The organism is Pseudomonas sp. BJa3, from assembly GCF_026343815.1.
Lineage (GTDB): Bacteria > Pseudomonadota > Gammaproteobacteria > Pseudomonadales > Pseudomonadaceae > Aquipseudomonas > Aquipseudomonas soli.
The window spans coordinates 1-18,797 of sequence record NZ_JAOXMC010000005.1 but is presented as its reverse complement, the minus strand read 5'-3'; the positions used below and the strand labels follow the sequence as shown (position 1 = coordinate 18,797).

At 64.6% G+C, this 18,797-nt stretch carries 20 protein-coding genes; 4 read left to right on the top strand and 16 right to left on the bottom strand.

Annotation, left to right across the window (positions count from 1 at the left end; genetic code table 11):
• Positions 1-98 precede the first annotated feature (98 nt).
• Both pgeF and rluD read right to left on the bottom strand, forming a co-directional pair.
• Positions 99-839: a peptidoglycan editing factor PgeF gene (gene pgeF / locus OH705_RS06895; RefSeq protein ID WP_104444896.1), complete on the bottom strand. Its 741-nt coding sequence runs from the start codon at positions 837-839 to the stop codon at positions 99-101.
• Positions 836-1,798 carry a 23S rRNA pseudouridine(1911/1915/1917) synthase RluD gene (gene rluD, locus OH705_RS06890; protein WP_038706814.1) on the bottom strand — a complete coding sequence of 321 codons (963 nt, stop codon included), beginning with the start codon at positions 1,796-1,798 and terminating at the stop codon, positions 836-838. The genes pgeF and rluD overlap by 4 nt, the downstream gene beginning before the upstream one ends.
• A 148-nt stretch (positions 1,799-1,946) precedes the next feature.
• Between rluD and OH705_RS06885 the strand changes: the two genes are divergently transcribed.
• Positions 1,947-2,966, top strand: a complete 1,020-nt coding sequence (locus tag OH705_RS06885; protein ID WP_023632577.1) for an outer membrane protein assembly factor BamD — start codon at positions 1,947-1,949, stop codon at positions 2,964-2,966.
• Positions 2,967-3,060: 94 nt separating this feature from the next.
• The gene (locus tag OH705_RS06880) at positions 3,061-3,291 is read left to right on the top strand and encodes a PP0621 family protein (RefSeq protein WP_023632576.1); all 231 of its coding nucleotides are present in this window, start codon (positions 3,061-3,063) and stop codon (positions 3,289-3,291) included.
• A gap of 60 nt (positions 3,292-3,351) precedes the next feature.
• On the opposite strand, the gene thiO is transcribed toward OH705_RS06880, so the two are convergent.
• From thiO to pilV, 5 genes are read right to left on the bottom strand one after another with little or no spacing between them, the layout of a single operon-like run.
• Positions 3,352-4,449: a glycine oxidase ThiO gene (gene thiO, locus OH705_RS06875; RefSeq protein ID WP_267301551.1), complete on the bottom strand. Its 1,098-nt coding sequence runs from the start codon at positions 4,447-4,449 to the stop codon at positions 3,352-3,354.
• Between the two features lie 53 nt (positions 4,450-4,502).
• On the bottom strand, positions 4,503-4,901 hold the full coding sequence (locus OH705_RS06870) for a type IV pilin protein (RefSeq protein ID WP_160290904.1): 399 nt from the start codon (positions 4,899-4,901) through the stop codon (positions 4,503-4,505).
• 1 nt (position 4,902) lies between these two features.
• A complete protein-coding gene (locus OH705_RS06865; protein ID WP_267301550.1) occupies positions 4,903-5,373 on the bottom strand; it encodes a hypothetical protein in 471 nt (156 codons plus the stop codon).
• Complete coding sequence (locus OH705_RS06860) at positions 5,370-6,005, bottom strand: PilW family protein (RefSeq protein ID WP_104444894.1); 636 nt, start codon at positions 6,003-6,005, stop codon at positions 5,370-5,372. Before OH705_RS06860 ends, OH705_RS06865 begins: the two co-directional genes overlap by 4 nt.
• Complete coding sequence (gene pilV / locus OH705_RS06855) at positions 6,002-6,361, bottom strand: type IV pilus modification protein PilV (RefSeq protein WP_158659579.1); 360 nt, start codon at positions 6,359-6,361, stop codon at positions 6,002-6,004. Before pilV ends, OH705_RS06860 begins: the two co-directional genes overlap by 4 nt.
• A 141-nt stretch (positions 6,362-6,502) precedes the next feature.
• Here pilV and OH705_RS06850 point away from each other — a divergent pair, with 141 nt between their 5' ends.
• Positions 6,503-6,949, top strand: coding sequence for a GspH/FimT family protein (locus OH705_RS06850; protein WP_236661048.1), 447 nt, complete (start codon positions 6,503-6,505; stop codon positions 6,947-6,949).
• A gap of 1 nt (position 6,950) precedes the next feature.
• On the opposite strand, the gene ispH is transcribed toward OH705_RS06850, so the two are convergent.
• The 6 genes from ispH to murJ form a co-directional block, all read right to left on the bottom strand.
• Positions 6,951-7,898 (bottom strand): 4-hydroxy-3-methylbut-2-enyl diphosphate reductase, encoded by a 948-nt coding sequence (gene ispH, locus OH705_RS06845; RefSeq protein WP_038706818.1) that lies wholly within the window; start codon positions 7,896-7,898, stop codon positions 6,951-6,953.
• A 14-nt stretch (positions 7,899-7,912) separates the two neighbouring features.
• A complete protein-coding gene (locus tag OH705_RS06840) occupies positions 7,913-8,350 on the bottom strand; it encodes an FKBP-type peptidyl-prolyl cis-trans isomerase (RefSeq protein WP_023629753.1) in 438 nt (145 codons plus the stop codon).
• The gene (gene lspA, locus OH705_RS06835) at positions 8,343-8,858 is read right to left on the bottom strand and encodes a signal peptidase II (protein WP_023629752.1); all 516 of its coding nucleotides are present in this window, start codon (positions 8,856-8,858) and stop codon (positions 8,343-8,345) included. Before lspA ends, OH705_RS06840 begins: the two co-directional genes overlap by 8 nt.
• Complete coding sequence (ileS, locus tag OH705_RS06830) at positions 8,851-11,682, bottom strand: isoleucine--tRNA ligase (RefSeq protein WP_267301546.1); 2,832 nt, start codon at positions 11,680-11,682, stop codon at positions 8,851-8,853. The genes lspA and ileS overlap by 8 nt, the downstream gene beginning before the upstream one ends.
• Positions 11,679-12,629: a bifunctional riboflavin kinase/FAD synthetase gene (ribF, locus tag OH705_RS06825; RefSeq protein WP_094011774.1), complete on the bottom strand. Its 951-nt coding sequence runs from the start codon at positions 12,627-12,629 to the stop codon at positions 11,679-11,681. Before ribF ends, ileS begins: the two co-directional genes overlap by 4 nt.
• Positions 12,630-12,747: 118 nt before the next feature.
• On the bottom strand, positions 12,748-14,286 hold the full coding sequence (gene murJ, locus OH705_RS06820) for a murein biosynthesis integral membrane protein MurJ (protein WP_104444892.1): 1,539 nt from the start codon (positions 14,284-14,286) through the stop codon (positions 12,748-12,750).
• A gap of 249 nt (positions 14,287-14,535) precedes the next feature.
• Between murJ and rpsT the strand changes: the two genes are divergently transcribed.
• The gene (gene rpsT / locus OH705_RS06815) at positions 14,536-14,814 is read left to right on the top strand and encodes a 30S ribosomal protein S20 (RefSeq protein WP_023533220.1); all 279 of its coding nucleotides are present in this window, start codon (positions 14,536-14,538) and stop codon (positions 14,812-14,814) included.
• 199 nt (positions 14,815-15,013) lie between these two features.
• Here the strand turns inward: rpsT and OH705_RS06810 are convergent, their stop codons facing one another.
• The 3 genes from OH705_RS06810 to OH705_RS06800 are packed head-to-tail and all read right to left on the bottom strand — an operon-like array spanning position 15,014 to position 18,576.
• The gene (locus OH705_RS06810) at positions 15,014-17,314 is read right to left on the bottom strand and encodes a PqiB family protein (protein WP_031314796.1); all 2,301 of its coding nucleotides are present in this window, start codon (positions 17,312-17,314) and stop codon (positions 15,014-15,016) included.
• Positions 17,307-17,930: a paraquat-inducible protein A gene (locus OH705_RS06805; RefSeq protein WP_023629756.1), complete on the bottom strand. Its 624-nt coding sequence runs from the start codon at positions 17,928-17,930 to the stop codon at positions 17,307-17,309. Before OH705_RS06805 ends, OH705_RS06810 begins: the two co-directional genes overlap by 8 nt.
• A complete protein-coding gene (locus OH705_RS06800; RefSeq protein WP_046854155.1) occupies positions 17,917-18,576 on the bottom strand; it encodes a paraquat-inducible protein A in 660 nt (219 codons plus the stop codon). The genes OH705_RS06805 and OH705_RS06800 overlap by 14 nt, the downstream gene beginning before the upstream one ends.
• Positions 18,577-18,797 lie beyond the last annotated feature (221 nt).

Below are 18,797 nucleotides of genomic sequence, written 5' to 3'. Positions count from 1 at the left end.
AGCCCAATCGCCGGCAAGCCGGCTCCCACAGGGGCAGTACAGACTTTGGCATGTGGGAGCTGGCTTGCCAGCGATAGGGCCGCGAAGCGGCCCCAGGCTTAGCGAGGGCTGAGCCACACCAGCGAAGCGAAGCGCCCACCCTGCGGGGTGCGGCGATAGGAGAAGAACCGCGGGTCGCTGACCGTGCAGAAGCCACCACCATAAACAGCAGTCACTCCACGCGCCGCCAGGCGAATCCGCGCCAGCTGGTAGATATCGGCCATCAGCTTGCCCGGCCGCTCGCCGTCGACGAACGCCGCGGCCGCCTCGGGATGCACGGCGGTAAAGGCATCGCGCACTTCCATGCCCACCTCGAACGCCTGCGGCCCGATGGCCGGGCCCAGCCATACCAGCACTTCTTCGGGTGGCAGGGCCAGGCGATCAAGGGTGGCTTCCAGCACGCCACCGGCCAGCCCGCGCCAGCCGGCATGGGCGGCGGCCACGCGGGTACCGGCGCGGTCGCAGAACAGGGCGGGCAGGCAATCGGCGGTCATCACGGTGCAGGCGATGCCCGGCTGGTCGGTCCAGCTGGCATCGGCCTCGGCGACCACGGCGGGGTCGGCATCGGCCACCACCAGGCCGTGCACCTGCTTGAGCCAGGCGGGCTGGATGGCGAATTCTTCGCTGAGGCGACGACGGTTCTCGGCAACCGCAGCGGGGTCATCGCCCACATGGTCGCCAAGATTGAAGGATTCATAGGGCGGCAGGCTGACGCCGCCCTGGCGGGTGGTGACACAGGCGCGGACCGAGGCCGGGGCCGGCCAGTCGGGAATGATCAGCGCCTGCGTCAGGCCACTCATCCGATAAAACTCTCGCGGTCGTCGTTGAGCAGCGACAGCAGCCAGAGGAAGTCGTCCGGCAGCGGCGAGGCCCATTCCATGCGCTCACCGGTGGTCGGGTGATCCAGGGCCAGGAAGCGGGCGTGCAGGGCCTGGCGCGGGAAGTTCTTCACCGCCTCGACCATGGCCACGCTGGCAGCCGGCGGAATGCGGAAGCGCACGCCGTAGGTCTGGTCGCCGACCAGCGGATAACCGACATGCGCCATGTGCACGCGGATCTGGTGGGTGCGGCCGGTTTCCAGCTTGACCCGCACATGGGTGTGCGAGCGGAAGCGCTTGAGCACGCGGTAGTGGCTGACCGCCGGCTTGCCGCCGTCGGTGACCGCCATGCGCTGGCGCTCGCCGCCGTGGCGGCCGATCGGGGCGTCGATCTTGCCGCCGGCGATCACCACGCCGACCACGATGCACTCGTAGATGCGGCTGACCGAGCGCTTCTGCAGTTGGTCGACCAGGTTGGTCTGCGCCTGCAGGGTCTTGGCCACCACCATCAGGCCCGTGGTGTCCTTGTCCAGACGGTGCACGATACCGGCGCGCGGTACGTTGATGATGTCTGGCACATGGTGCAGCAGGGCATTGAGCAGGGTGCCGTCGGGGTGGCCCGCCGCCGGGTGGACCACCAGCCCGGCCGGCTTGTTGATCACCAGGATCTGGTCATCTTCATAGACGATGTCCAGCTCGATGTCCTGAGCCACCCATTCGCCCTGGGCCTCCTGCTCGGCCTCGAGAGCCAGGATGGAGCCGGTGTGGACGGTGTCGCGCGGCCGCAGCACCGCGCCATCGACGGTCAGGCGGCCATCTTTGATCCACGAGGACAGGCGCGAACGCGAGTACTCGGCGAACAATTGGGCGGCGACCTGGTCGAGGCGTTGGCCGCCCAGTTCGGACGGGACCTCTGCGCTAAGTTGAATGATCTCGGACATGCTCGAATCGACGGGCGTTCAGCCTTTGGTTTCGGCTGCGCGCTTGTGGTTAAATACGGCTTCTTTTGCCCCGGGGTTTGCCGGGGGCGCTCATCATAACAGGACGGCACCGCCCAAGACAGCGGCCGTCAAAGGGACGCAAGCCGCCATGCAAGTGAAACACCTGCTGCTGATCGCCATCCTCGGGCTCACCGCTGCCTGTTCCTCGAACAAGGAAGTCATTGACGAGAACCTCAGCGAGGCCGAACTGTACCAGCAGGCGCAGGCCGACCTGGACAACTCCAGCTATACCAGCGCCGTGAACAAGCTCAAGGCCCTGGAGTCGCGCTACCCGTTCGGCCGCTACGCCGACCAGGCCCAGCTCGAGCTGATCTACGCCAACTACAAGAACTCCGAGCCCGAGGCCGCCAAGTCGGCTGCCGAGCGTTTCATCCGCCTGCACCCGCAGCACCCGAACGTCGACTACGCCTATTACCTCAAGGGCCTGACCTCGTTCGACCAGGACCGCGGCCTGCTGGCGCGCTTCCTGCCGCTGGACATGACCAAGCGTGACCCGGGCGCCGCCCGCGACTCGTACAACGAGTTCGCCCAGCTGACCAGCCGCTTCCCCAACAGCCGCTACGCCCCGGACGCCAAGCAGCGCATGATCTACCTGCGCAACCTGCTGGCCTCCTACGAAATCCACGTGGCCAACTACTACCTGAGCCGCGAGGCCTATGTAGCCGCCGCCAACCGTGGCCGCTACGTGGTGGAGAACTTCCAGGAAACCCCATCGGTGGGTGACGGCCTGGCGGTGATGGTCGAGTCGTACCAGCGCATGCACCTGGACGAGCTGGCCGCCACCAGCCTCGAGACCCTCAAGCTCAACTACCCGGACCACCCGAGCCTGGTCGATGGCCAGTTCGTCACCAAAGTCGACGAAAACGGCAACCGCTCGTGGCTGTCCAAGGCCACTCTGGGCCTGATCGAAACCAAGGCCCCACTGCCGCCGGGCGAAACCCGCGCCAACCAGGACGTGGTCAAGCAGTTCCAGGACGCCCGCTCCGAGATGCCCGAAGAGCTGCTCCCCAAGGACGAGAACGGCGACCCGATCCTGCCGGAAGGTCCGAAGGAAGCCGACAAGGACCGCAGCTGGTTCAGCTACATGACTTTCGGTCTGTTCGACTGATACGTCGCATGCGCAGAAAGGGAGGCCCGAGGCCTCCCTTTTTTATTGGCCGCGTCCTAGACTGTCGCCTTCTTAATTCGACAAGCTGGACACCATGGTTCGCCTACTTTTCTGGATCGCCCTGATCGCCGCCGCGTTCTGGCTGTGGCGCAAGTTCAAGACCAGTCAGCAATCACCTGCCGAACCGCGCCTGCAGGACCCGCTGCAGATGGTGCGCTGTGCCCATTGCGGCGTGCACCTGCCCAATGACCGGGCGTTGCAGCTGGGCAAGGAGTGGTATTGCAGCCAGCAGCATCTGGAGCAAGGGCCGGGGCAACAGCGCTGAGTTGCGTTGTGGGAGCGGGCTTGCCCCACTCCCACGCCCGCTCGTCATCACTGTTGTGTCTCAGCCCAGACGCCCCTCAGGCGCATACGGCGCCGGATCGATGATCGGCGCACGCCCCAGCAGAAGGTCGCTGAACAGCTGGCAAGACGCCGGCGCCAGCACCAGCCCGTTGCGGTAATGGCCGCAGTTCAGCCACAACCCCGCATGCCCCGGCACTGCACCAATGTAAGGGATGCCTTCCGGCGACCCAGGGCGCAGGCCAGCCCAGTGCCCTACAACCTCGGCATCCGCCAGCGCCGGCAGCAGTTCCACCGCCGAAGCCTTCAGACTCTCGAGCGCATCACCGGTCGGGGTCTTGTCGTAGCCGGCATGCTCCAGGGTGCTGCCGACCAGGATATGCCCGTCGCGGCGCGGGATCGCGTAGCGTCCCTTGGCCAGGACCATGCTCGGCAGGAAGTCCTCGGCGCACTTGAACAGGATCATCTGCCCTTTCACCGGCTCCACCGGCAGCCTCAGGCCCAATGTCTGCAGCAGATCGCCGCTCCAGGCACCGGCACTGAGCACCACCTCGTCGGCAGCCAGCACGCCCTGCTCGGTGTGCACCCCGGCGACACGCCCGCCTTCATGGACGAAACCGCTGATCTGGCAATGCTCGCGCAGGGTGACGTTGGGCAGCGCCAGCAGCGCGGCCTTGAGCGACTTCACCAGGCGCGGGTTGCGTACGTTGGCCACGCCCGCCATGTAGATGGCATGGCGGTAGCCTGGCCCGAGCACTGGCACCGCGTCGTAGGCAGCCGAGATATCCACGGCGCTGAGCGGCCGCTGCTCACGGGCCGCCCAGGCCAGGGCCTCGGCTTCGTCGTCCAGGTCCAGCCAGTACAGCCCGGTGGTGTGCACCTGCGGGTCGATGCCGGTGCTGGCGAACAGACGCTCGCCCAGCTGTGGATAGAAATCCTGCGACCAATGCGCCAGCGCCGTTACCGCCGGGCTATAGCGCCAGGGGTACAACGGCGAGACGATGCCGCCACCGGCCCAGGACGACTCACGCCCTACCTCGCCCTGGTCGCACACCACCACCCGGTCGACATCCGCCGCCAGGTTCAACGCCGTCAGCAGGCCGATGACGCCACCGCCGACAATCACTACTTGCTTGCTCATCGTTCGATCCAACACCTGAAGTAATTCCACGGTGCGCGGGCACCTTTTGATCTTCAGCTTCCCCAGCACGCCTGCTCGTCTGCGCTGCCGCCCGGATTGTCACGCACGCCAGCGTGATCGAGGCGGAAGTCGCCACAGCGGTCGTCGGCCATGAACGTCTCCGTCACACGGCGCGCAAGCAGTGTGAAAGCGTCTTCGTCGCGCTGCGCCTGCAGGCGGTAGTAGCGGCTGCCAGCCGGCAATACCGTGACAAGTTGCTCGCTGTCGGCATAGCCGCCGACATGCGCGCGATGCTGTTCCAGGCGCAACGCCGCGTCCTGCAGCAGCCCGACCACCTCGCTGCGCGCGGCACGGCGTAGCTGGTCGCTGTAACTGGGGTAGGCAATGGCTGCCAGCATGCCGATCAGCGCCACGACAATCAATAATTCGATCAGACCAAGACCCCGCTGCATGTCAGCTCTCCTCCAGGCGTTGGCGCCAGCTGATGCGTCCGATATTGCCCTGCCCGTCCACGGCATACACCGCTTCCAGGAACTGCCGGCCGCGCACCTGGCGGCTCAGCGCCGTGATCCGCACGAGGTTGACCCGCTGCTCCGGCGGCAGGCCGACGGCACGGCGTGTCTGCCCCAGATGCTGGAGCAGGACATAGCCACTGTCGGTGGTTCGCCACGGCGCGGCAGGTGAGGCTGTCGGCAGTGCGGGTGGCAGGCAGTCAAGGCACAGCGCAGGCAAGCCACCTGGCAGCAACTCGGCGCCTTCCACCAGGCTGGCTTCGGCCTGTTCGAAAGCCTGCGCCCTGCGCCATTGTTCGCCGACCTGCCGCGCCTGCAGCAAGGCTTCGCGCATGCCCAGCGCGGTCAGCAGGCCAAGCAGCAGGCTGAGGCTCAGGGCCAGCAACAGCACCACGCCACGCTGGCGGCTCATGCGTCATCCCCTGGATTGCGCACGGCCACGCTCACGGCATGGCGCTGCTCCAGCCGATGCTCGCGGTCCTGCATGAGCAACTCGATATCGACGCGACCGTCGCCATGACGCACCCGCAGGGCCCGGACATTGTCGACCAGGCTGGCATGCTGGGCGTTGCTGGTGAACATCAGGCTGCCATTGCGTACGCGGTAGGTAACCCGGCGCACCGGCAAGGCCAGCAGGGCATCGCCAGGCACATGCTGGCCACGCAGGACCTGCGCCCAACTGCGACAGTCGGTGAGCACGGTCCAGTCCGGCGCGCCGAGCAATCCCGGCAGCTCGGCGCCTACCAGCGTGAGGCTGTCAGCGTTGGCCTCGATCGGCCTGGCGAACGCTAGCGCAGCCTGCGGATCGGTGAAGTCCGCCGCTTCCAGGCGCAGGCAGCCAAACATGCCCGCCATGCGGATGTCCTCGGCCAGGCGCTGCAGGACCAGGCGCGCATCATCCTGCAGCCTCGCCGCCGCGCCTTGTAGCCGCCAGGCCTGATAGGCCTGGCCGAACAACTGGCTCGCCGTCACCAGCAACAACGCCCCCAGGGCCACGGCCAGCAACACCTCGACCAGCCCGGCGCCTGCTTGCCCGCGTTTCATGGCAGCACCCTGCCCTGCAACTGCAAGGGCGGGCGCCCTTCAGCCTGGGCCGGCCAGCTCACCTGCAGCTCCAGCATGCCGGCGTGGCGCCTGATCAGCCCCTGCGCCGAGGTGCCAAGCACCTGGGTGACCCGCGAGCGCCAGGCACTCTCCTCCCCCGCTTCGAGCGTGCCGCTGGCCCTCACCCGCTCGAACATGCCCTGGGCCAGCTGCAACGCCTGACCGTCACGCAGGGCGCTCTCGGCCGCCTGCATGCCACGCACCTGCAAGGCCGCCGCGGCGAACACCCCAAGCGCCAGCACCGTCATCGCCAGCAGCACCTCCAGCAGCGTCATCCCACCTTCCTTCGCCCACATCGCCACCCTCCTGGGATCTTTCCTCGCCGTCTGCCCGAACCGCCTGACTGGCGCCTCGCGCGGCCAGGCCGGAAGCTACAGCGAAGCACTTCCAGGGAGGAATGCACGGTGAGGCAACAAGGCGTAACACTGCTACAAATGATGTGCGCACTGACAATTGGCAGCCTGCTGACACACCTGGGGATAACGGCCTACGCCAGGCTCGGCGAAACCCTGCAACTGGCCGCCGCAGCCCGGGAACTGGCGCAGGCACTGCGCGCTGCGCGCAACCAGGCCGCGCTGCAACAGCTGGCGCTGACGGTTCATCCACTGCAAGGTGACTGGGGCAAGGGTTGGCGTGTGTCGCAGGAACACGACGGCCAGGTGTTGCGCGAACATCGCCTGGCCAAGCCCGTAAAGGTAGTGGCCAGTTCTGCGCGGGAGGTGCGCTTCAGCAAGCGTGGCGCACCGATAGGGGAAGGCTTTGTCGGTATCACGCTGGACATCTGCCAGCGCAGCGGGCCTGGCAGCCAGCATCAGGTGGTGCTGAGCCCCAGTGGCCGGGTCAGCCTGCGCAGCGACGAGGGCCGCCGCTGTGCAGGTGACTGAGTCAGATCAGCGAGCGAACCCGCAGTTCCTTGGGCATCGAGAAGGTGATGTTCTCTTCGCGGCCGTCGAGCTCTTCGGCGCCGGTGGCGCCCCAGGCCTTGAGCTGCTCGATCACGCCACGCACCAGCACCTCGGGCGCCGAGGCACCGGCGGTGATACCGATACGCTCGGCACCATCGAACCAGCTGCGTTGCAGGTCCTCGGCACCGTCGATCAGGTAGGCCGGCGTGCTCATGCGCTCGGCCAACTCGCGCAGGCGGTTGGAGTTGGAGCTGTTGGGGCTGCCGACCACCAGTACCACGTCACACTCGTCGGCCAGTTGCTTGACGGCGTCCTGGCGGTTTTGCGTGGCGTAGCAGATGTCGTCCTTGCGCGGGCCGCCAATGTTCGGGAAGCGCGCGCGCAGGGCGTCGATCACCCGGCTGGTGTCGTCCATCGACAGGGTGGTCTGGGTGACGAAGGCCAGGTGGTCAGGGTCATTCACCTGCAGCTGGGCAACATCGTCCTCGTCCTCGACGAGGTAGATGGCGCCGCCGTTGCTGGCGTCGTACTGACCCATGGTGCCTTCGACTTCCGGGTGCCCTTCGTGGCCGATGAGAATGGTCTCACGGCCATCACGGCTGTACTTGGCCACCTCGATATGCACCTTGGTCACCAGCGGGCAGGTGGCGTCGAACACTTTCAGGCCACGGCCGGCGGCTTCCTGGCGCACGGCCTGGGAAACGCCATGGGCGCTGAAGATGACGATGACGTCGTCCGGCACCTGGTCCAGCTCTTCGACGAACACCGCGCCACGGTTACGCAAGTCTTCGACCACGAACTTGTTGTGCACCACTTCGTGGCGCACGTAGATCGGCGGGCCGAAGACTTCCAGAGCGCGGTTGACGATCTCGATCGCACGGTCGACCCCGGCGCAGAAGCCGCGCGGGTTGGCGAGTTTGATTTGCATGCTCGGCTCCAGGCTCACACGGCCTTCACGTCGAGGATCTGCACCTCGAAGTTCAGGGTCTTGCCAGCCAGTGGATGGTTGAAATCGATGGTCACCTGGTTGTCGTCGAACGCTTTGACCACACCCGGCAGCTCGGTGTTGGCGGCATCGTTGAAGATCACCAGCAGCCCTTCGGACAGCTCCATGCCTTCGAACTGCGAGCGCGGCATCACCTGTACGTTCTGCGGGTTGTGCTGGCCGAAGGCGTTCTCCGGGGCGATGCTCAGCTTGCGCTGGTCACCGGCCTTGAAGCCGAACAGAGCGTTTTCGAAGCCCGGCAGCAGGTTGCCGTCACCCACCTTGAACGTGGCCGGGGCCTTGTCGAAAGTGCTGTCGACGGTGTCGCCGTTTTCCAGGTGCAGCGCGAAGTGCAGGGTGACTTCGGTGTTCTGGCCGATACGGGTCTCAGTCATGGACGGCTTCCTCGGACTTCTTGCTCTTGAACATATCCAGCGCCAGCATCACCGCGCCCACGGTAATGGCGCTGTCGGCCAGGTTGAAGGCCGGGAAGTAGTGGCGGTTCTGCCAGTGCACCAGGATGAAATCGACCACATGGCCAAGCACCACGCGGTCGTACAGGTTGCCCAATGCACCGCCCAGCACCAGCGCCAGGGCCACGGCCAGCCAGGTCTCGTTGCGCCCCAGGCGCTTGAGCCAGACCACCAGCACGGCGCTGACCACCACGGCGATCAGCGCGAACAGCCAGCGCTGCCAGCCGGAGCTGTCGGCCAGGAAGCTGAACGCCGCGCCGGTGTTGTAGGCCAGGGTCCAGCTGAAGTAGTCGGGGATGACCACGATCTGCTGGTACAGGCTCAGCGCGCCCTCGAAGTAGACCTTGGTGGCCTGGTCGAGGACCAGCACCACCAGGCTCAGCCAGAGCCAGGCAAGGCGCCCAAAGCGCCCCGCGGAAGCGTTAGGCATAGTGGCGCACCTCACCGGAACCGCTCAGGTTATCGACGCAACGGCCACAGATTTCCGGATGCTCCGGATGGCTGCCCACATCGGCGCGGAAGTGCCAGCAACGGCCGCACTTGACATGGCCAGACTTGACGACCTTCAGCTTGAGCCCTTCGACCTCGGTTGTCACGGCATCGGCCGGAGCCTGGACGAACGGCACCACGCTGGCGGCAGAGGTGATCAGCACGAAGCGCAGCTCATCGCCGAGCTTGTTCAGGTCGGCGGTCAGGCCCTCTTCGGCGAACAGGGTGACCTCGGCCTGCAGGTTGCCGCCGATGACCTTGGCGGTACGCTGGTTCTCCAGCTCCTTGTTGACTGCGGCCTTGACCGCCATCACACGGTCCCAGTAGGCACGGTCCAGCTCGGCGTCGGCCGGCAGCTCCGTCAGGCCCTGGTACCAGGTGTTGAGCATCACCGACTCGTTGCGCTCGCCCGGCAGGTACTGCCAGATCTCGTCGGCGGTGAACGCCAGGATCGGCGCGATCCAGCGCACCAGCGCCTCGCTGATGTGGTACAGCGCGGTCTGGCAGGAGCGGCGGGCGACACTGTTCACGCCGGTGGTGTACTGGCGATCCTTGATGATGTCAAGGTAGAAGCCACCGAGCTCCTGCACGCAGAAGTTGTGGATCTTCGAGTAGACGTTCCAGAAACGGTACTCGCCGTAGTGCTCTTCCAGCTCGCGCTGCAGCAGCAGGGTGCGGTCGACCGCCCAACGGTCCAGGGCCAGCATGTCCTCGGCCGGCAACAGGTCGCGGGCCGGATCGAAGCCGGACAGGTTGGAAAGCAGGAAGCGCGCGGTGTTGCGGATGCGGCGGTAGGCATCGGCGCTGCGCTGCAGGATCTGCTCGGAGACGGCCATCTCGCCCGAGTAGTCGGTGGCGGACACCCACAGGCGCAGGATGTCGGCACCCAGGGTGTTGTTGACCTTTTCCGGCTCGATGGTGTTGCCCAGCGACTTGGACATCTTGCGGCCGTTCTCGTCCACGGTGAAGCCGTGGGTCAGCAGCTCGCGGTAAGGCGCGTGGCCGTCGATGGCGCAGCCGGTCAGCAAGGAAGAGTGGAACCAGCCGCGGTGCTGGTCGGAACCTTCCAGGTACAGGTCGGCGCGCGGGCCGGTGGCGTGGCCGATATCGTGGGAACCACGCAGCACGTGCCAATGGGTGGTACCCGAGTCGAACCAGACGTCGAGGGTATCGGAAATCTTGTCGTACTGGCCGGCTTCATCGCCCAGCAGCTCAGCGGCATCCAGCTTGAACCAGGCTTCGATGCCCTGCTGTTCGACGCGCTTGGCCACTTCCTCCATCAGCTCGACGGTACGTGGGTGCAATTCGCCGGTCTGCTTGTCCAGGAAAAACGGGATCGGCACGCCCCAGTTGCGCTGACGCGAGATGCACCAGTCCGGGCGGTTGGCGATCATCGAGTGCAGGCGCGCCTGGCCCCAGGCCGGAACGAACTTGGTCTCTTCGATGGCCTTGAGCGAGCGCTCGCGCAGGTTGTCGCCGCTGGTGGGCTGCTTGTCCATGCCGACGAACCACTGCGCGGTGGCGCGATAGATCAGCGGGGTCTTGTGGCGCCAGCAGTGCATGTAGCTGTGGCTGATGGTTTCGGTGTGCATCAGCGCGCCGACTTCGCTGAGTTTGTCGACGATGGCCGGGTTGGCCTTCCAGATGAACTGGCCGCCGAAGAACGGCAGCGACTCGACGTACACACCGTTGCTCTGCACCGGGGTGAGAATGTCGTCGTTGACCATGCCGTAGCGCTTGCAGGTAACGAAGTCGTCTTCACCGTAGGCGGGCGAGGAATGCACCACGCCTGTACCGGCGCCCAGCTCGACGTATTCGGCCAGGTAGATCGGCGACAGGCGATCGTAGAACGGGTGACGGAAGTTGATCAGCTCGAGGGCCGAACCCGGGGCGGTGGCGATGACCGAACCTTCCAGCGCATAGCGCTTCAGGCACGACTCGACCAGCTCCTCGGCCAGTACCAGCAGGCGCTCGCCGGTATCGACCAGGGTGTAGGTGAAGTCCGGGTGGATGTTCAGCGCCTGGTTGGCCGGGATGGTCCACGGGGTGGTGGTCCAGATCACGATGGCGGCGGGCTTGGCCAGCGCGGCCAGGCCGAAGGCAGCGGCCAGCTTGGCCTCGTCGGCGACCGGGAAGGCGACGTCGATGGTCTGGGATTTCTTGTCGGCGTACTCGACTTCGGCTTCGGCCAGGGCCGAACCGCAATCGAAGCACCAGTTCACCGGCTTCAGGCCCTTGAACACGAAGCCTTGCTTGACCATCTCGGCCAGGGCGCGGATCTCGCCGGCCTCGTTGGCGAAGTTCATGGTCTTGTACGGGTTGTCCCAATCACCCAGCACGCCCAGGCGGATGAACTCGGTCTTCTGCCCCTCGATCTGATCGGCGGCGTACTCGCGGCACAGCTCACGGGTGCGGTCGGCGGTCAGGTGCTTGCCGTGGGTGACTTCGACCTTGTGCTCGATCGGCAGGCCGTGGCAGTCCCAGCCCGGTACATACGGGGCGTCGAAACCCGACAGGGTCTTCGAACGGACAATCATGTCCTTGAGAATCTTGTTCAGCGCATGACCGATATGGATCTTGCCGTTGGCATAGGGCGGGCCGTCGTGCAGGACGAACTTCGGACGATCCTTGCCAATTTCGCGCAGCTTCTGGTACAGGCCAATGCTGTCCCAGCGCTGCAGGATCTGCGGTTCGCGCTGAGGCAGGCCGGCCTTCATGGGGAAGGCGGTGTCCGGAAGGTTAAGCGTGGCTTTGTAGTCGGTCATTTCAGGCTCTTCGTTAGCGGTTGAGCGTGCCAGTGGGCACGTGCGGCGGCGATGTCCGCGTCGATCGCCGACTTCAGCGCCTCCAGGGAGGCGAAACGCTGCTCTTCACGCAGCTTGTGGTGGAATTCCACCGTCAGGCGCCGGCCATAGAGGTCACCGGCGTAGTCCAGGAGATGAATCTCCAGGTGAGGACGCCCGTCACCGGCGACGGTGGGGCGTACTCCGATATTGCCGACACCCGGCCACTGCTGGCCGTCGATCTCGATGCTGGCCAGGTAGACCCCGGACAGCGGCACGCGACGGCGCTTGAGCTGGATGTTGGCGGTAGGTGTGCCGAGCTGGCGGGCCAGCTTCTGGCCATGCAGCACGCGGCCGGTAATGCGGTACGGACGGCCCAGCAGGTGTTCGGCCAGCTCGAAGTTGCCCTCGGCCAGGGCCTTGCGCACTTCGGTGCTGCTGACCCGCAGGCCATCCTGGATGACGGTGTTGGCCGCCTCGACGCTGAAGCCATGGCGTTTGCCGGCTTCGGTGAGGAAAGCGAAATCACCGGCGCGGTCGCAGCCGAAACGGAAGTCATCGCCCACTTCGAGGTGGCGCACACCCAGGCCATCGACCAGCACTGCCTTGACGAACTGCTCGGCGCTGAGCTGGCTCAGGCGCTGATTGAACGACAGGCACAGCACCCGATCGATGCCCTCTGCGGCCAGCAACTCGACCTTGTCACGCAGGCGCGCCAGGCGGGCCGGCGCGGTATCCGGGGCGAAATATTCGCGAGGCTGTGGCTCGAAGATCACCACGCAGGTGGGCAGGCCGAGTGCCTGGCCACGTTCGCGCAGGCGTGCGAGGATCGCCTGGTGGCCGCGGTGGACCCCGTCGAAGTTGCCAATGGTGGCGACACAGCCCCGGTGCTCGGGGCGCAGGTTGTGAAGACCTCGAACCAGCTGCATAACGCGCTTCTTGCTCATAAAGTGGCCGATTATAACCACACCCGGGCGCTGGTGACAGGCAGCAGCGCCACCCTGGAGTGTGGAATGCGAAAAACCGACGCCTGACCCTTTTCGCGCCTCAGTGCAACGCCTTGCGGGCGAAGTGCCGTGGGCGGAAACCACACAGGTACAGGCAGCCAAAATAGGTCACCACGCCGGCGACGATCAGGGCGCCCAGGCGCACGAAGCGCTCGAGCATGTTGCCCTGCTCCCAGGCCGGCATGTAGTGCATGCCCAGCAACAGCACGCCCGACATCAACGCCACCGCCAGCACCAGCTTGAGCAGGAACATCGTCCAGCCCGGTTGCGGCTGGAACAGTTGCTGGCTGCGCAGCTTCCAGTACAGCAGCCCGGCGTTCAGGCAAGCGCCCAGGCTGATCGCCAGGGCCAGCCCGGCATGGGCCAGCGGGCCGACCAGGGCCAGGTTGAGCAACTGGGTGCAGACCAGGGTGAACACCGCGATCTTCACCGGTGTGCGGATATTCTGCTGCGCATAGAAGCCAGGTGCCAGCACCTTGACCAGGATGATCGCCATCAAACCCACCGAATACGCGACCAGCGCGCGCTGGGTCATCGCCGCGTCAAAGGCACTGAACTTGCCGTACTGGAACAGCGCTACGGTCAGCGGTTCGGCGAGGATGCCCAGGGCCAGGGTGCAGGGCAGCACCAGCAGGAAGCACAGGCGCAGGCCCCAGTCGAGGATCCGCGAATACTCCTCACGGTCCTGGTTGGCGTAGGTCTTGGCCAAGGTCGGCAGCAGGATGGTGCCCAGGGCCACGCCGAGCACGCCGGAGGGCAGTTCCATGAGGCGGTCGGCGTAGTACATCCAGGACACCGAGCCGGCCACCAGGAAGGAAGCGAAGATAGTGTTGATGATCAACGAGATCTGGCTCACCGACACCCCGAGGATGGCCGGCAGCATCTGCTTGAGCACGCGCCACACACCGGTATCGCGCAAGCTCAGGCGCGGCAGCACGAGCATGCCGATCTTCTTCAGCGCCGGCAGCTGGTAAAGCAGTTGCGCCAGGCCACCGGCCAGCACGCCCCAGGCCAGGGCCATGATCGGCGGGTCGAAGTAGGGCGTGAGCAGCACGGCGAAGGCGATCATCGCCACGTTGAGCAGCGTGGGGGTGAACGCCGGCACGCTGAAGCGATTCCAGGTGTTGAGGATCGCGCCGACCAGCGACGACAGCGAGATCAACAATATATAAGGAAAGGTCACCCGCAGCAGCGAAGTGGTCAGCTCGTACTTCTCTGCGCTGTCGACGAAACCCGGTGCCGTCGCCCAGACCACCCAGGGCGCGGCGAGGATGCCGATGGTGGTGACCAATGCCAGGATCAGGGTAAGCAGGCCACTGACATAGGCGACAAAGGTGCGGGTGGCCTCCTCGCCCTGCTGGGTCTTGTACTCGGCGAGGATCGGCACGAAGGCCTGGGAGAACGCGCCTTCGGCGAATATCCGCCGCAGCAGGTTGGGCAGCTTGAAGGCGATGAAGAAGGCGTCGGTGGCGATGCCGGCGCCGAACACCCTCGCCAGGATGGTATCGCGCACGAAGCCGAGCACCCGGGAAATCATGGTGATGGAGCTGACCGCAGCCAGGGATTTGAGCAGGTTCATCGAAAAGTTTCACGCCAGGGGCAGAGGACGCTGCAGACAGCGTCCGAATGTGCGATACTCCCGCGCCTTCGCAGGGGAGCCAAAAATTCCCGAGTTTACAGGTCGTGCGACAGAAAGGAATATTTCCCTCCTGTTGGCTCACCACTCGGCGGAACCTTGCAGGTGGCCTTGACATCCGATCGACTCATCGGCATGATTCGCGGCCTATTTTGTTTGCTATTTACCTAAAGTCTTTCGAGGAGCTCGACGGTGGCCAACTCACCTTCCGCCAAGAAACGTGCAAAACAGGCTGAGAAGCGTCGCAGCCACAACGCCAGCCTGCGTTCCATGGTCCGTACCTACATCAAGAATGTAGTCAAGGCCATCGACGCAAAAGACGCCGAAAAAGCGCAAGCCGCTTACGTTCTGGCTGTACCTGTAATCGACCGTATGGCCGACAAGGGTATCATCCACAAGAACAAAGCTGCTCGCCACAAAGGCCGTCTGAATGGCCACATCAAGGCACTGAAAGAAGCTGCAGCTGCCTAAGCGACGTTCTTGTCGAAAAAACCGACCCTAGGGTCGGTTTTTTTATGCCTGTGATTTTCTCGTTACTCGCCAAGGCTGCATTAGCACCGGTGTCTTCGAGTCAACCGGCAAGCCGGCTGCCACAGAATATCCTGAGGCCAACGCGGTCGGCGTGAGAGCCGGCTCGCCGGCGAAAGGGCCGCATAGCGGCCCCCCATCATTACTTGCCGATCTGGATCTTCGGCGCCCACTGCATCCATTCATCCTCCGGCTTGTCGAACAGCGCGAAGGTCTGCTGCGGTCGCGCAGGATTACCCATCTGTTCGCCATCGGGCGTGGCAAAGGCAATCCCACCGTCGATCAAGGTTTCCAACGACTCGGTGCGCACCGTGGCCCCCTTGAACAAGCCCCAGTCGAAACCAAACCCACTGCTGTTCCAGAAACGGCTGCCGCCACGCACCAGCCCGGCATAGCGAGGCTCGATAAGGATGTGGATAAGCACCCGGTCGGCGGTCTGGCCCAGCTCGAAGCCGGTGACCTTGCCCACTGCAATCTCCCGGTAGGTGACCGGCACGCCTGGCTTGATCGAACCACGGCGCGCCGCGCTCAAGGTCAACGGCAGGCCGACCTCCTCACCCTTCACCTCGGGGGCATCGCTCAGGGCGATGAAGTCACGCTGCGGCCCTTTATCCTTGAGCGCCGGCAGCACCTCCAGGTACTGACCGCCAATCAGCGTGTCGAGATTCTCGGTACGCACCAGGCCCAATGCAGGCTTGACCACCCAGAACTGCGTACCGGTGCGGGCGATACGCTCGGCCGCCTGGGTAATCCGCGCACGGAGCAGGACCGCCTGCAGGTCGCCGGTCAGGTCGACGCTCTCGACACTGCCCACATCCAGGCCGCGGAAACGGATCGGCGTGCCCGGCTTCAGGCCATCGGCGCGGTCCACGCGAATGGTAATCAGGGTCCCGGCCCGGTTGGCCGCGTCCTGGCTTTCATGCAGGCGGAAACGCGGGATGCGACGCTTGAGCGGTACATCCGGCTTCGGCGTATCGAAAGCGATGCCCCCGGCCATGAGCGTCTGCAGCGACTCACTCTTGACCTGGATCCCCGACAGCCCCCCGGTCAAGGTGATGCCGCTGGCATTCCAGAAGCGCGTGGAACCGTTGACCAGGTTGGCGTATTCCTTCTCGATGTGCACACCGATCAGGATGCGCTTGCTGTTGCGAGCGAACTGGTAGCTCTGCACGCTGCCCACGCGCACCTGGCGGTACATCACCGGGCTACCCACTTCCAGCGAGCCCAGGGTATCGGCGAACAGCACCATGTGCAGGCCGGGCGCCTTCAGGTCCAGTGGCGGCGCCTTGGGACGCGCTTCGAACTCGCGCAGGGGCTTGGCGCCTGGCTCGCCCGGGCGGACCGCGATGTAGTTACCCTTCACCAACGCCTCGAGGCCAGTGATACCGGCAAGCGAGATCGACGGCTTGACTACCCAGAACTGTGTGCCTTCAACCAGATAGTCCTCGGCCAGCGGGTCCAGGGTCAGCTCGGCCGTTGCGCTGGCCAGGTCACTTTCGACCTTGAGATCCTTGAGCGTGCCCACCTGGATGCCCTTGTACAACACTGGCGTGCGCCCCTTCTGCAAGCCTTCGAAATCACTGAGCTTGACCTTGACGCGGATACCGGCCTGAGCCGCGTCGAAGTCCTCGTACAAGCGGAACGGCAGGCTTGGATCGGTGGGCGGGCTGTCCTTGCGGTTCTCCGGCGTTGCAAAGGCGATACCCCCGGCCACGATGCTCGACAGCGATTCAGTGCGTACCTTCACCCCGGACAGGTCGGCATCGATGCTGACCCCGCTGGCATTCCAGAAACGTGTGTGCTTGCGCACCAGGCTGGCATAGGCTGGCGCGATGAACACCTTGATCTCCACCGTGCCCTGATCCTCGGACAGGCGATAGCTCTTCACCCGACCGACCTGGATCTGCTTGTAGAAGATCGGGCTGTCGCGGTTGAGCGAGCCCAGCCGCTCGGCCTTGAGGGTCAGGTGCAAGCCAGGCTCGGCATCGGACAGTGGCGGCGCTTCCTTGAGCGCGGTGAAGCGCTTGGTCGGCTCTCCGTCTCCAGGGTCGACGGCGATATAGTTGCCCGAAACCAGCGTCTCCAGGCCCGAGATGCCTGCCAGGCTGACGCTCGGCTTGACCAGCCAGAAGCGCGTGCCCTTGTTCAGGTGCGGGCCTGCCTCCTTGCGCATCTCGATGGTGGCGATGACACCACGGTTGTCCCCCTTGTCATCCAGCACCAGGGCAACCACCTTGCCCACCGACATGCCTTTATAGATAACCTCGGTCTTGTTGGCGACGATGCCCTCGCCACTTTCGAAGCGCACCTGGATCTCGATGCCAGCATCCTTATAGGCTTGCCATGCCAGCCAGCCTCCGATTGCCAAGGCAATCAGCGGCAGGATCCAGATGGCCGACCAGTTCGAAGCTGGGCGGGTTTTAGCCGTAGGCAAGTCACTCATGGTCGTCATCCGACTCCGTGTTGTCCCAGATCAGTCGGGGATCGAAAGTTAAAGCGGCGAGCATCGTCAGGATCACCACGGAGGCGAAGGCGACGGCGCCCAGGTTGGCTTCGACACTGGCGATGCGGCCGAAATTCACCACGGCCACGAGAATGGCAATGACGAAGATGTCCAGCATCGACCAGCGGCCGATGAATTCAATGAAGCGATACATCAGGATGCGCTGCCGCGCCGACAGCGGCTGGTGGCGCTGTACCGAATAGAGCAGCAGGGCGATCCCCACCAGCTTGAAGGTGGGCACCAGGATGCTGGCAATGAACACCACCGCGGCGATCGGCAACATGCCGTGCTTCATCAGGGTGATCACGCCGGACATGATGGTGTCCGGGCTGCCTTGGCCAAGAGCGCTGACGGTCATGATCGGCAGCACGTTGGCCGGGATATAGAGGATCATCGAGGTAATCAGCAGCGCCCAGGTACGCACGATGCTGTTGGGCCGCCGGGCATGTACCACTGCCCCGCAGCGGGTGCAGCTCTGCGAGGTGCTGCCGGGCTCCTGACGATTAAGCTCATGACATTCATTGCATACCAGGATGCCTGCATCAATCGCCCGCATGGACGTCCTCCCCCGACAAGGCCACCCAAATCTGGTGCGGTGACATCACCACTTCGAGCCAGACCTGCACCAGCAGCAGGCTGATGAAGCAGAACAGACCCAGGCCAATGCTCAGCTCGGCCAGATCGACCAGCTTGACGATGGCCACCAGCACGCCCATGAAGTAGACCTCGAGCATCCCCCACTCACGCAGGTGGTGGTAGATACGATAGATCAGCAGGCCATAGCTGCGGCCGAAGTCGAGACGGATGCTCAGCAACACCGCCAGCTGGCACAGCAGCTTGAGCAGGGGAATGGCCATGCTGCACAGGAACACCACCACGGCGATGCCACGCATCCCTGAATTGTATAGCCCAAGCACACCACTCCAGACCGTGTCGTCGGAGGTCTGGCCGAGCAGGTGCAATTGCATGATGGGCAGGAAGTTGGCCGGCACATACAGCAACAGGGCGGTCAGGACGAGGGCCAGGCTACGGTTGACCAGGTTGTGGCGATGGGCGTACAGCTCGTAGCCACAACGTGGGCATTGCGCCTTTTCATCAGTCTGCAACGAGACTTTGCGCATCAGCAGGTCGCACTCATGGCAGGCCACCAGCTCATCCAGCGGCAGCTGCGCGAGCGCTTCGGGTTCTACAGGGTTAGGCATAAAGGGGTTCTGAATGGAGACGTCGGCTCTATTCTAGTGTTCCGACTCGAATTGTGGGAGGTGGCCAGTATGAGGAACTGTATCGGTGTTCGAGTCACATTTTCCGTGAGCAGGGCGCATCGCCGGCAAGTCGGCACCCGTAGCGTTTTCCGGGCACAAAGACAAAACCCCTACCTGCTCGCGCAGATAGGGGTTTTGCGAAATGAATCTTGACGATGACC